The organism is Actinomycetospora sp. CA-084318 (genome assembly GCF_050955885.1).
GTDB lineage: Bacteria > Actinomycetota > Actinomycetes > Mycobacteriales > Pseudonocardiaceae > Actinomycetospora.
On sequence record NZ_CP192098.1, the window covers coordinates 2,494,458 to 2,506,821 of the forward strand.

A 12,364-nucleotide genomic window follows, 5' to 3' on the forward strand; every position below is an offset into this window, starting at 1 on the left:
GATGACGAGCTACCTCTCCTTCTTCGGCGACAACGCCGGGCTGCTGCTGCGGATCACCCTCGGACACGTCGTGCTCTCGGTGGTGGCCGTCGTCGTCGCCGTCGTGCTCGCCCTCCCGCTCGGCGCCTGGATCGGGCACCTGCACCGCTTCTCGTTCGCCGTCGTCACGGTGACCAACGTCTTCCGGTCGCTGCCCACGCTGGCCCTCGTCGCGATCGCCATCGCCTTCGTCGGCTTCGGGTTCACCAACATCCTCATCGCGCTCGTGGTGCTGGCCTTCCCGCTGGTGCTGACCAACACCTTCACCGCCGTCGAGGGGGTCGACCGGGGCACGGTCGAGGCCGCCCGGGGGATGGGCATGACCGGGCCGCAGATCCTCCTGCGGGTCGAGCTGCCGTCGTCGGTGCCGCTGATCATGACCGGCGTCCGGACGTCCTGGGTGTACGTGGTGGCCACGGCCTACCTGGCCGTGTTCGCCGGGCAGACCGACACGCTCGGCGACGTCATCAACGACCAGTCCGGCTACGGCTACGCCGGGGTGATGGCGGCCGCGACGGTCTCGGTGGTCCTCGCCTTCGTCGGGGACCTCCTGCTCGGCCTCGTGGAGCGTGCCGTCACCCCCACCGGCCTGCGCCTCGTGGCCGCCCAGGCCCGCGGAACGACGGTGCCGGCCCCCGCCTGACGCGCCGGCCCGACCGGCACCCCAGCGACACCGCCGACCGTGGCGGGGATCGAGAAGGAGACACCCATGTCCACCACGACCACCGGCCGGCGCCTCGGGCGACTGCCCCTCGTCGGGGTCGCCGCGGCCGCCGCCGTGCTCCTCGCGGCGTGCGGCAGCGGCGGGAGCAGTTCCTCCGCCGCGTCGAGCACGGCCCCGAGCAGCGCGAACACGAGCGTGCCGGCCGACGCGGTCGCGGTGACCGCGATGCCCGGGACGATCCAGCTGCCGGCGGGGACGCCCGGGGCCGGCAAGCCCGCGATCGTCATCGGCGACAAGAACTTCCCCGAGGAGTTCGTGCTCGGGGAGCTCTACCGGCAGGCCCTGGCCGCCAAGGGCTACGCGGTGTCGATCAAGTCGAACATCGGCGGCTCGGAGCTCATCGACACGGCCCTGAGCTCGAACCAGATCGAGATGTACCCCGAGTACCTCGGCGAGATCGTCACCAGCGTCGCGAAGGAGAACGCCCCGACGAGCGCCTCGGCGACCTACCGGGCGGCCCAGCAGTTCGAGGAGTCCCAGCGGCAGTCCACGGTGCTGCTCCAGACGCCCTTCCAGGACGTCGACACCGTGATCGTCCCGAACGCGTACGCCCAGCAGCACGGCCTGTCCTCGGTCGGTGACCTGACCAAGGTCGGGCCCGGCGGGGCGGGCGCGACGATCGCGGGGCCGGTCGAGTTCAGGACCCGCGAGACCGGGTTCCTCGGGATGCAGCAGCAGTACGGGCTGACCGGGATGGGGTACCTCCCGGTGCAGGCCGGGGCGCAGTACACCGCGATCGACCAGGGCACCGCCCAGGCCGCGGACGCCTTCAGCACCGACTACCAGCTGCTGTCGAACAAGTACACGGCCCTGACCGACCCCAAGGGGATCTTCGGGTTCCAGTACGTGGCGCCGGTCGTCAGGCAGTCGGTGGTCCAGGCCGAGGGGCCGGAGTTCACGCAGACCCTGAACTGGGTGAGCTCGCTGCTCTCGACCCAGGCGATCCAGGCGCTGAACTCGGCGGTCCAGGGCCACGGTGCCCAGCCGGCCGACGTCGCCGCGCAGTTCCTCGCGGCGAACGGCCTGAACAAGTAGGGGCGGGCTCGCGGGCCTCAGCCGTCGGCGAGGTCCGCGAGGACGGAGTCACCCGAGGCGGCCGGATCGGTGCGGCGCAGGGCCGTGAGCGCCCGGTGCTGCACCACCCGGACCGCGCTCGGCGTCGAGCCGAGCGCCGCCGCCGTCTCCTCCGCCGAGAGGCCGAGCACCACCCGCAGGCGGAGGACCTCCCGCTCGCGCGCGGGGAGGGCGGCGAGAGCCCGGACCGCACCCGGCCCGTCGGCGGGGCGCGCGGCGAGCTCGTCGGCGACGACCCGGGACACGAACGCGAGGAACGGCTGTCCGCGGCCCCGGTGGACGGGCAGGGCGCGGAGCACCGCGAGGCAGACCTCCCGCGCCACGTCGTCGGTGTCCGTCGCGCCCGGTCCGAGGTGCGCCCGGCAGGAGCGCACCACGACGGGCCGGATCGCCGCGAGCACGGCCCCGAGCGCGGCGCGGTCCCCGGCGACGGCGCGGCCGACGAGGGCGTCGAGCTGGTCGTCGGTCTCCGTCCGGCGCGGCGTGCGGTGGTGCTCCTGCATGTGGGCCTCCCCGGTGGCCTCGTCGACCGTGTCGCGAGGGAGGAGACGCCCGGGGCCGTCCGGTCACACTTCCGTGATCGGATCACTCGGACGGAGCAGTGCGGCTCGCGTCAGCGCGGACGGGCGGTGTCCGGCTGCCGGTGGGCGGCGCGGCCGGACGGGACGTCGCTGACGAGGTCGGCGACGGTGCGCCGCCGCGGCCCGGTGTCGTGCCGGGAGGGTCCCGACGACGGCTGCGGGCGGCCGGTCCGGGTCGGTCCCGACGCCGGGTCGCGCGGCCCGGGCACGGCGGGGCCGGGGGCGTGGGTCCGGGTGCGTGTCGGCGAGGGCGCCGGGGTGGCTCGCGCCGCGGGCGCGGGCGCCGGCGCGGGCGCCGGGGTCGGACGGGCCCGCGGCGGCACGAGTGGGCCGTTCATCTCCGAAGATCGTGATGAACGGCCCGCTCGTGCGGCGGGGGAGGAGGCAGCGGCGACCGGGGTGCGCGGCGTCGAGATCGGGGTCGGACGTGGCCGGCGCTCCGATGGGACCGCATCGACGGTGCCGGATTTCCTGTCACTGGGTGCAAGCAATGACGCATTGCTGTCGCCAGGGCGGGGGCTGGCACCGGGGCGGTGACTGTCACCAGGGCGGCGACTCTCACCGGGGCGGGGGCTGGCACCGGGACGATGCAGGGCCGTCGGGCGGGTCGTCGCCGACGTCGCGGCGGACGCCGAGAGGGCGGCGTCGGCGGCGGCGAGGGCGAGCAGGCGCAGCGGGTTGGTCGTGGCGTCGACGAACGCCGGCACGGGCTGCGGGCGCCGCGGGGGGACCGGGCGGACGGCCGGGACCGGCACCGGCTCGGCGTCGGGAGCGCGATCCCCCTGCTGGGCGGCCCAGAGCTCGGCGTAGACGCCGGGGCGCGCCAGGAGGTCGGCGTGGCGGCCCTGCTGCACGACGCGGCCGGCGTCGAGGACGACGACGAGGTCGGCGTCGCGGGCGGGCGTGAGGTCGTGGCTGACGACGATCGTGGTGCGACCGCCGGAGAGCCGGCGCAGCGGGTCGAGCACGGCGCGGGCCGTGGGCGCGTCGAGGCCGGTGGTCGGCTCGTCGAGGACGAGGACCGGCGAGGTGCGCAGCAGGGCCCGGGCGATCGCGAGCCGTTGGCGCTGCCCGCCGGAGAGGGTGGCGCCGTCCTCGCCGACCAGCGTGTCGAAGCCGTCGGGCAGCTCGCGGACGAACTCCAGGGCGCCGGCGTCGCGGGCGGCCGCCTCGACCTCGGCGTCGCTCGCGTCCGGGCGGGCGTAGGCGATGTTCTCCCGCACCGTGAGGTCGAAGAGCATCGGCTTCTGGGGGAGCAGCGTGACCGCCCCGCGCACCGCGGCGATGGTCCGGTCCCGCACGTCCACCCCGTCCAGGGTGATCGCGCCGGACTGGACGTCGACGAAGCGCAGCAGCAGCTTCGTCAGGGTCGACTTCCCGGCGCCACTCGGGCCGGTGACCAGCACGAACTGCCCCGGCCGGACGTCGAGGGAGACGCGGTCGACGCCGGCGGACTCCGTCCCCGGGTAGACGTAGCGGACGTCGCGGAGCTGGACGCGGCCCTGCGCGACGGGGGAGTCGTCGGCGTCCTCGGCGTCCACCACGTCGGGGTCGGCGTCGAGGATCTCGAGCAGCCGCTCGCACGAGGCCGACGCGGACGTGACGGTCAGGTGCAGGGAACCCAGCTGGGAGAGCGGCGGGTAGAGGTAGCCGAGGTAGGCGGCGAACCCGAACAGACCGCCGACGGTCAGCTCACCGGAGGCGATGAACGCCGCTCCGGCGATGAGCACGGCGAGCAGTGCTCCGCTCTGGATGATCGTGGAGATCGGCGCGTAGATCATCTGCAGCCGGCTCTCGCGGGCGCGGGCCCGCCACCACACCTCGCCGTGGTGGTCCAGCCGCGCGCTCTCGACCGCCTCGGTGCCGAGCGACTGCACCAGCGGGAGGTTCTGCAGGGACTGCTGGATGGAGGTGCCGACCTCGCCGGCCGCGGCCCGCTCGGTGCGCGCGGCCGTGCGCGTGAACCGCCCGGTGATCCGGCTGGTCAGCCACATCAGGGGAGCGAGGGCGACGACGATGACGGCGAGCTGCCACTGCACCAGGACCGCGGCCGCGGCGTAGGCGATGGCGGTGCCGACCGCGATGATCGTCGTGACGATGCCGGAGGAGGCGAGGGCCTCGACCCCGTCGATGTCGGTGGAGAGCCGCGAGATGAGGTCGCCGGTCGCGTGCTCGGAGAAGAAGGACGGGCCGAGCCGCTGCAGGTGGGCGAAGACCTGGTGGCGCAGCCGGAAGACGAACCGCTCGGCGGCGCCGACCATGAGCCAGCCACCGATCACCGACAGCAGGCCGCCCACGGCCGTGAGGACCATCCACTCGACCGCCGACGGCCACACCGCCGCCATCGACCGGGCCACGGTGGCGCCGTCGACGATGCGGGCGAACATCGTGACCACGTAGGTGTCGCAGGCCGTCGACGCGGCCATGAAGAGGAAGGCGAGGACCAGCTTCGACCGGTCGCCGCGGGTGTAGATCCAGAACCGGCGCACGATGGCGCGGAGGGTGAGGGCGGGCGCGTCGGCGGCCGCCGTGGCGGTGCCGTCCTGCTGGTCCCCCGACGTCGAGTGCGCGCCCACCGTCTCCCTCGTCCGTGCTCGGAAACGGCCGGCGACCCGTGTCGGGTCACCGGCCGGCTCATCCGGTGCCCGGCCCGCTCAGGGCCGGGACGCCGTGTGCGATGTCAGTCGTCGCAGCAGTGCTTCGGCTTGCACTCGCGCTTCGGCTCACAGTGCTGCGGCTTGCACTCGTGGCAGCCGCACCCACGGTGGTGGTGGTGGCGGTGCTTCGGGGGAGCGCAGCCGTCCAGCAGGAAGAAGCCCATGATCGATCCTCTCGGGGGAAGGAACCATCGCCGCACCGGTCGGTGAGGCCTGGTCACGATCGGATCACGACATAAGAATGAGCTGTGAGAGAGCTGTCCCCCGATCGAGTGATGCGCACATGTCTGTGAATGCATCCACATCCTGGTCAAGGAACAGGCCCCGAAACCAAAGAGACGTCAAGGGCGGACCTTCTCAGAATCCACTCAGGCCGTGGTTGTCAAGGCGGGCCGACGACGACGGGCGTGCACCAGGTTGATCGCCGTCGCGGCCACCCCGAGGACCACGACGACGCCGCCGTAGACCTCCGCGGCGGTCGCGAGTCCGACGATTCCGCTGCCGATCCCCGCGAGCACGGCGGGCACGGAGAACGCGGTGTACGAGATGACGTAGGCGACCGCGAACAATTCGCCCCGTTCGCCCGGTTCCGCGATCTCCGCGAACACGCCGAAGCAGGCCTGGGCCGCCGCGCCGAAGCCGATCCCGGCGACGATCGTGCCGAGGCCGGCGACGACCGCGGAGGACAGGGCCATGCCGAGCAGCGTCACCGCGGTGCCGGCGGCGAGCAGTCCCGCCGCCGGTGCGACGAGTGCGCGCACCGGGCGGTCGCGCAGCAGGAAGGACGTGACCGCCCCCGTGCCGCAGAGCAGCGTGACCACGAGTCCGCCGAGGAGCCGGGACTGCACCCCGAGCAGGGAGGCGGCGATCGAGGAGCCGAGCGAGAGGTAGAGCCCGCCGAGCGCCCAGCTGGTCACCAGGACCGGGGACACGGCCAGCACCTCGGCCCGCAGGCGCGGCGCGACCCCGACCCGCGGCACGAGCGAGCGCCGGACGCCCGCCCGACGGGGCGAGGTCTCGGGCAGGACGGCCACGACGACCGCCGAGAGGACCAGGAGCGCGAGCAGCACGATCCACACCAGGTGCGTCGGAGCGGGGGCGAGCTGCACGAGCGCGCCCGCGCCGACCGCCCCGGCCGCGAGCCCGACGAGCGTGCCGACCCCGGTCACCGTGCCCGCCCGGTGCCGCGCCTCGGGTGGGGCGAGGTCGACGAGGGCGGCGCCGAGGGTCGTGATCGCGGCGCCGGTGGCGATGCCCTGCAGCACGCGCGCGACGAGCAGGGCCCCGACCCCGCCCGCCGTCAGGAAGAGGACGAAGGAGACGGCCTCGAGGGCGATCGCCGCGGCGAGGACGGGACGGCGGCCGACGTGGTCGGAGAGGGCCCCGACGACGAGGAGGGCGCCGAGCAGGCCGGCCACGTAGACGGCGAAGACGACGGTCAGCGTCGCGGCCGAGAAGCGGAAGAGCTGCTGGTAGAGCGGGTAGAGCGGGCTCGGCACGCTGGAGGCGGCCATGAACAGCACGACGATGCCGCCGACGGCCGCGAACAGCCGGGCGCGGGTCCGATCCTCGTTGCGCACAGATCGCTGCGTTTGCACGAGGGCGACGCTAGCACGCGTTCAGCAAAGATCGCTGCGTTAGTATCGGGGTATGAGCGAGGCGAGCGGGTCGCGGCCGGGTGGACGGTCCGCGCGGGTGCGGGCGGCGGTGCACCGGGCGGTCGAGGATCTGGTGGCCGAGGGCGTGCGGACCGAGGACCTGACGATCCCGGTGATCGCGGCCCGCGCCGGGGTGCACGCGACGACGGTCTACCGGCGCTGGGGGTCGGTGGCGGAGCTGCTCGCGTCGGTCGCGGAGCACCGGTTCACCGGGGACGTCGTCGTGCCCGACACCGGGTCGCTCGGCGCGGACCTCGAGCGCTGGGCCACCGACGTCGCCCGCGATCTCGCCGACCCGGACACCATCGCGCTCATGCGGGCGTCGATCGGGGCGGGGGAGACCGCCTCGTGCGCCTGCACCGCCGACCGGCGCACGCAGATCGCGGCGATCCTCGACCGGGAGGTCACCCGCGGGGGCGAGGTCCCCGTGGTCGACGCGGTGGTCGACGGGCTGCTCGCGCCGATCTACTACGCCGCACTGTTCGAGCCGGCCGGCCGGGACGACGACGGGCCCGCACCCGGAAGCCGGGTACGGGCCCTCGTCGGGAAGCTCCTGGGCGAGGCTCAGGCGCTCACGCCGTAGCGGGCGCGCTTGCGGGGCAGCACGTTGGCGAGCTCGAGGTCGCCGTCGTAGTGCGCCCGGACCTTCGGGTCCATGATCGCGCGCCAGAGCGGCGGGATCACGGCGACGACGATCATCGTCCCGTAGCCGCTGGGCAGCTGCGGCGACTCCTCGAAGTGGCGCAGCGTCTGGTAGCGGCGGATCGGGTTCGCGTGGTGGTCGGAATGGCGCTGCAGCTGGTAGAGCAGCAGGTTCGACACCGTGTGGTCGGCGTTCCAGGAATGGCGCGGGTCGACCCGCTCGTAGCGCCCGTCGTCACGCTTCTGGCGCTTGAGGCCGTAGTGCTCGAGGTAGTTCACGACCTCGAGCAGGCTGAATCCGACGAACGCCTGCAGCAGCAGCCAGGGGAGCACGTTCCACCCGAATCCGGCGACGAGTGCTCCGAACAGGACGACGGTCATCGCCCAGGCGATCAGGATGTCGTTGCGCCAGGTCCAGTGGCTCTTGTCGTGGCGCGCGAACCGCTTCTTCTCCAGGTGCCACGAGCTGGTCAGCGAACCCCAGACGCTGCGCGGCAGGAAGCTCAGCCAGAAGTTCTCACCGAGCCGCGAGCTCGCCGGGTCCTCCGGCGTCGCGACCCGCACGTGGTGGCCGCGGTTGTGCTCGACGTAGAAGTGGCCGTAGGCCGAGGTCGCGAGCGCGATCTTCGAGAGCCAGCGCTCGTTCTCCTCGCGCTTGTGCCCGAGCTCGTGCGCGGTGTTGATCGCGACGCCCGACACGACGCCCATCGTCAGGGCGAGGCCCAGGTCGCTGTACCAGGGCAGGTCCTGGGTGGCCCACACCCAGCAGGTGAAGACGAGGCTGACGTACTGCACCGGCAGGAACAGGTACGTGATCCAGCGGTAGTACCGGTCGGCCTCGAGGCGGGCCCGGTCGGAGTCCGGCGGGTTGTCGTCGGTCTTGCCGATGAGCAGGTCCAGCGCCGGCAGGACCACGAACAGGATGATCGGCCCGATCCACCAGAACAGGCTCAGGCCCGTCGCGTGGACGAGGCCGTAGCCCGCGATCGGCAGGGCGGGCATCAGGGTGCCCAGTGGCCACAGGTACCGGCGCTTGTCGCGCCACGGCTCCTGCTGCTCGATCGGTTCCCGTGCCTGTTCGATGGTCATCGTCGGCCTCCTCACGCTCCCCGTACACAGGTAACTGTGACAGCGCGTCGCGCTTGAAACAAGACCGAGTTTTTGTCTCAGTTCGGGCGGTGTCCTCCACCCCGTGTGGCAGCGAAGCGTCGTTGCCGGCGTCCAGTGGCAGGTTCGCCGCTTCGTCGATCTCTTCCCGACGACGCGTCGGAGCGGATTTCGGGCGCTCCGCGGGCTCGCGGCGGGTGTGGTCGGCCGTGTCGTGGGCTCCGTCCACGCCGGCCCCGCCCTGTCGTGGGCTCCGTCCCCGCCGGCCCCGCCTTGTCGTTGTGATTGCCAGCGACAAGGTCCCGGCGCGGTAGCGGTTCGCCGCGACAAGGTGGGTGCGGGCGTGGGCCGGCCCGGTGATCACGGGGACGGCGACACCTCGGCTGAGGGGCAGAGCAGGCAGCCGGCGATGCGGGCGAGTCGGTCGGCCGCGTCGGCGTGGCTCAGGCCGGGGGAGACGAGGTGGCTGATGGTGAGGCGGACGACCGCGTCCACGGCGTCCTCGACGATCCGGTGGTCCACCTCGGGCATCCGCCGCCGCACCCATTCGCCGACCAGTCCGGTGCCGCCCGCGATGATCGCGTCGCCGCGCGTCGTCAGGAAGGGCAGCAGGCCGGTGTCGCCGCTGCGGCTGCCGGTGAGGATGGCGCGCAGCAGCGGGTTGTCCGCCGCTTCGTCGAGGGTGAACCGGACCGACGCGCGGACGCCCTCCGGCACGTCCGCGCTGTTCTCCAGGACCGAGCCGATCCCGCTGAAGAAGCGCTCCGCCTCGCGCGCCACGAGGGCCTCGCCGACGCCGTCCTTCGTGCCGAACTCCCGGTAGAGGGTGGGCCGGGACACCCCCGAGGCGGTCGCGACCTCGCCGATGCGCACGCGGTCCCACCCGAGCTCCACGGCGAGCGTGGCGGCGGTGTCGAGCACGCGCTCACGCACCTGGCGCCGGAACTCGACGCGGAGAGATTCGCCGGTCATGCGTCGAGTCTCACTCATTGCGACCGATCGTGACTGCGGAGGACACAGATAGCCGCCGGACGGGTGTCGACACTCCGCCCGTTATCGCATCGTGACCCGACTATTTTGATCAGGCATATGGCCTGACCTGCGCGTCTGTGCGGAGCAAGCACGGGGGGTGAGTACTAGGCCAACTCAGTGAAGCGATCACGTTCGGCCAAGCGGGTGTAACGCGGTCGTGTGGCTACCGATGAGTCGGCCAGATTCGGCGCAGGACCGGTCGTCGGGGCAACGACTGAGGAGGTCGCAAGGATGCGTGCACGTCCCGGGCGGTTACTGCCGAGCGTGATCGTCGGCGGGCTACTGATCTCCGGACTGGCCCTCGGGGCCGGCACTGCGAGTGCGGCGCAGATCCTCAAGGACGGCGCCGTCTGCACCATCAAGACGAAGCCCACGGATGCCGACGCCGAGCAGGACAAGACGAGCGGCTACTGGATCGGGAAGGTCGACGGCGACCTCTGCAAGCAGACGGTCACGGTTCCTGCCACGGTCGTGAGCGCGGCAGCGGACGCTGTTACCGGCACGGTCGGCGCAGTGACCGGCGGAGACTCGACGACCGAGCCCGCACCTACGACCAAGACCGTCACCCTTGGTGCTGTCTCGAGCTCCTCGGAGGAGCAGAAGGCCCAGGCAGACAAGGCCGCGAGCGACAAGGCCGCCGCGAAGGCTGCGGCCGACAAGGCGGCGGCGGACAAGGCGGCGGCTGACCGTCTCGCCGCGCAGCAGGGTCGGGCGGTCGTTCCGCCGCCCGCTCTCGGTGCTCCCGCGCCGCTCGCCGCCGCTGGTCCGGTCGGCGCACTGCCCGCCCTGCCCCCGCTCGCCGGTGTTGCTCCCGCGGGGCTCGCATCCAGCCTGTTCGGGGCGAACGCCTACGACCCGGGCCTGCTCATGGGCTCCCCGCTCGGGAACGCGGCGTCGGCGTTGTTCTCCCCGCAGGCCGACTCGGCGGTCACGACCGTCAGCCAGGCGCAGGCCCTCGCCGCCACCGGGACCTCCGGCTACGGCACGCCCGTCACCATCGGCGTGATCATCCTGGCCTGCCTGATCGGGTTCGCCGTGCGGCACCGCGTGATCAGCCGCATGAAGAGCCGGGAGCTCCCGGCCGCGGAGTACCAGCCGCGGCACGCCGCACCGGAGCCCACGCCGGAGCAGGAGCCGGAGACCGACCTCCACCCCGCCGCGGACGACGCGAAGACGCTCGTGGTGCTGACCCGCCGGTGAGATGCTGTGAGCACTTTCGGTGGCTCCAGCCACCGAAAGTGCTCACATGGCGAAGCCACATCCCCGCTCGGTCCGCGCCGACCGATCGGGGCTCGACGGCCGGCCTGCCCCCGGCCACCGAGGGTCCGGCGGTGCACCTCCCCTGGGTGCCGCCGGGCCCTCGGACCTCCCGCTAGCCTCGGCGCCCGTGACCGACACGCCGTGGGAGCCGCCGCTCGCCGGCACCGAGGCCGAGCACCTCCTCGGCGCGCTCGAGCGGCTGCGGTGGACGTTCCGCTGGAAGGCCGACGGGCTCGACGAGGACGGACTCGCCGCCACCGTCGGCGTCTCCGCGCTCACGATCGGCGGGCTGCTCAAGCACCTGGCGTGGGTCGAGGCGCTGACCTTTCGGGCCAAGCTGCACGGCGAGCCGCTCGGCGCGGAGTGGGACGACGCGCCCTGGGACGACGACCCGGACTGGGAGTTCACCTCCGCGGCCGCCGACGACCCGGCCACCCTCTACGCCCGGTACGACCGCGCGGTCGCCCGGTCCCGCGCCATGCTCGAGGAGGCCCTCCACGACGGGGGCCTCGACCGCGCCGTCCACCTCACCGGTCCCGACGGCGAGCCGGTGAGCCTCCGGCGTCTCGTCGGCGACCTCGTCGAGGAGTACGGCCGCCACACCGGCCACGCCGACCTGATCCGCGAGTACGTCGACGGCCGGACCGGCGAGGATCCACCGTCGGGATGGAGACCCACATGAGCAGGCTCGTCCTCGGCTGCATGCGCATCGAGGGTCTCGACGACGGGGCGGTCCGGTCCCTCGTCGACACCGCCCTCGACGTCGGCATCACGACGTTCGACCACGCCGACATCTACGGCTCCACCCGCCACGCCTGCGAGCGCCGCTTCGGCGAGGCGGCGGGCCTCACGGGCGCACGCCGCGAGCAGGTGGTCATCCAGACGAAGGTCGGCATCCGCGAGGGCTACTACGACTTCTCCCGCGAACACGTCCGCCGCTCGGTCGACGAGTCCCTCGACGCGCTGCGCACCGACCACGTCGACGTCCTGCTCCTGCACCGCCCGGACGCCCTCGCCGATCCCGACGACGTCGCGGAGACCCTCGACGGGCTCGTCGCCGCCGGCAAGGTCCGGTCGATCGGCGTCTCGAACCACACCGCGGGTCAGATCGAGCTGCTCGCGCGCTCGCTGCCGCACCCGATCGTCGCCAACCAGATGCAGCTCGGCCTCGGCCACGCGCCGATGATCGCCGCCGGCCTGGCGGCCAACGTGGCGGGCCTCGACCAGTCGGTCGACCGCGACGGTGGGGTGTTGGACGCCTGTCGGCTGCAGGGGATCACGGTCCAGGCCTGGTCCCCGTTCGCCGACACCGGCGGGCGGATCGTCCTCGGCGACCGCGAGCACCACGCCGACCTGAACGACGCCCTCGACGAGATCGCCGCCGCGCACGGCGTCACCCCGACCGCCGTCGCCACCGCCTGGATCACGACGCACCCCGCGCGGATGCAGGTCGTCGTCGGGTCGACGCGGCCCGAGCGGATCCGCGAGGCGGCACCGGGCGCGGATCTCCGTCTCTCGCGGCCCGAGTGGTACCGCCTCGTCGCGGCCGCGGGCTACGCCGTCCCCTGATGTAACGCGCTACTCCGAACG

The 12,364-nt window shown here is 73.1% G+C and carries 12 protein-coding genes; 6 read left to right on the top strand and 6 right to left on the bottom strand.

Annotated elements, in window-relative coordinates; all coding sequences use genetic code 11:
- Position 1: 1 nt before the first annotated feature.
- Both ACQPYX_RS12185 and ACQPYX_RS12190 read left to right on the top strand, forming a co-directional pair.
- Positions 2-682 (top strand): ABC transporter permease, encoded by a 681-nt coding sequence (locus ACQPYX_RS12185; RefSeq protein ID WP_433803175.1) that lies wholly within the window; start codon positions 2-4, stop codon positions 680-682.
- A 66-nt stretch (positions 683-748) separates the two neighbouring features.
- Entirely contained in the window at positions 749-1,798 is a 1,050-nt protein-coding gene (locus ACQPYX_RS12190) for a glycine betaine ABC transporter substrate-binding protein (protein ID WP_433803176.1), read from the top strand.
- 17 nt (positions 1,799-1,815) lie between these two features.
- On the opposite strand, the gene ACQPYX_RS12195 is transcribed toward ACQPYX_RS12190, so the two are convergent.
- The 4 genes from ACQPYX_RS12195 to ACQPYX_RS12210 all read right to left on the bottom strand — a co-directional run bounded on the left by ACQPYX_RS12195 (position 1,816) and on the right by ACQPYX_RS12210 (position 6,655).
- A complete protein-coding gene (locus tag ACQPYX_RS12195) occupies positions 1,816-2,340 on the bottom strand; it encodes a sigma factor-like helix-turn-helix DNA-binding protein (protein WP_433803177.1) in 525 nt (174 codons plus the stop codon).
- A gap of 110 nt (positions 2,341-2,450) precedes the next feature.
- The gene (locus ACQPYX_RS12200; RefSeq protein WP_433803178.1) at positions 2,451-4,994 is read right to left on the bottom strand and encodes an ABC transporter transmembrane domain-containing protein; all 2,544 of its coding nucleotides are present in this window, start codon (positions 4,992-4,994) and stop codon (positions 2,451-2,453) included.
- Positions 4,995-5,098: 104 nt separating this feature from the next.
- The gene (locus tag ACQPYX_RS12205) at positions 5,099-5,239 is read right to left on the bottom strand and encodes a hypothetical protein (protein ID WP_230749377.1); all 141 of its coding nucleotides are present in this window, start codon (positions 5,237-5,239) and stop codon (positions 5,099-5,101) included.
- 204 nt (positions 5,240-5,443) lie between these two features.
- Positions 5,444-6,655, bottom strand: coding sequence for an MFS transporter (locus tag ACQPYX_RS12210; protein WP_433803179.1), 1,212 nt, complete (start codon positions 6,653-6,655; stop codon positions 5,444-5,446).
- 70 nt (positions 6,656-6,725) lie between these two features.
- On the opposite strand from ACQPYX_RS12210, the gene ACQPYX_RS12215 reads away from it, so the two are divergent.
- Complete coding sequence (locus ACQPYX_RS12215) at positions 6,726-7,316, top strand: TetR-like C-terminal domain-containing protein (protein WP_433803180.1); 591 nt, start codon at positions 6,726-6,728, stop codon at positions 7,314-7,316.
- Here the strand turns inward: ACQPYX_RS12215 and ACQPYX_RS12220 are convergent.
- Both ACQPYX_RS12220 and ACQPYX_RS12225 read right to left on the bottom strand, forming a co-directional pair.
- On the bottom strand, positions 7,298-8,464 hold the full coding sequence (locus tag ACQPYX_RS12220; RefSeq protein WP_433803181.1) for an alkane 1-monooxygenase: 1,167 nt from the start codon (positions 8,462-8,464) through the stop codon (positions 7,298-7,300). The two genes, ACQPYX_RS12215 and ACQPYX_RS12220, sit on opposite strands and share 19 nt — an antisense overlap.
- Positions 8,465-8,842: 378 nt before the next feature.
- The gene (locus ACQPYX_RS12225) at positions 8,843-9,454 is read right to left on the bottom strand and encodes a TetR family transcriptional regulator (protein WP_433803182.1); all 612 of its coding nucleotides are present in this window, start codon (positions 9,452-9,454) and stop codon (positions 8,843-8,845) included.
- A 291-nt stretch (positions 9,455-9,745) separates the two neighbouring features.
- Here ACQPYX_RS12225 and ACQPYX_RS12230 point away from each other — a divergent pair, with 291 nt between their 5' ends.
- The 3 genes from ACQPYX_RS12230 (at position 9,746) to ACQPYX_RS12240 (ending at position 12,343) form a co-directional block, all read left to right on the top strand.
- Positions 9,746-10,714, top strand: coding sequence for a hypothetical protein (locus ACQPYX_RS12230; protein WP_433803183.1), 969 nt, complete (start codon positions 9,746-9,748; stop codon positions 10,712-10,714).
- A 187-nt stretch (positions 10,715-10,901) separates the two neighbouring features.
- Positions 10,902-11,456, top strand: coding sequence for a DUF664 domain-containing protein (locus ACQPYX_RS12235; RefSeq protein WP_433803184.1), 555 nt, complete (start codon positions 10,902-10,904; stop codon positions 11,454-11,456).
- Positions 11,453-12,343 (top strand): aldo/keto reductase, encoded by an 891-nt coding sequence (locus ACQPYX_RS12240; RefSeq protein WP_433803185.1) that lies wholly within the window; start codon positions 11,453-11,455, stop codon positions 12,341-12,343. The genes ACQPYX_RS12235 and ACQPYX_RS12240 overlap by 4 nt, the downstream gene beginning before the upstream one ends.
- Positions 12,344-12,364 lie beyond the last annotated feature (21 nt).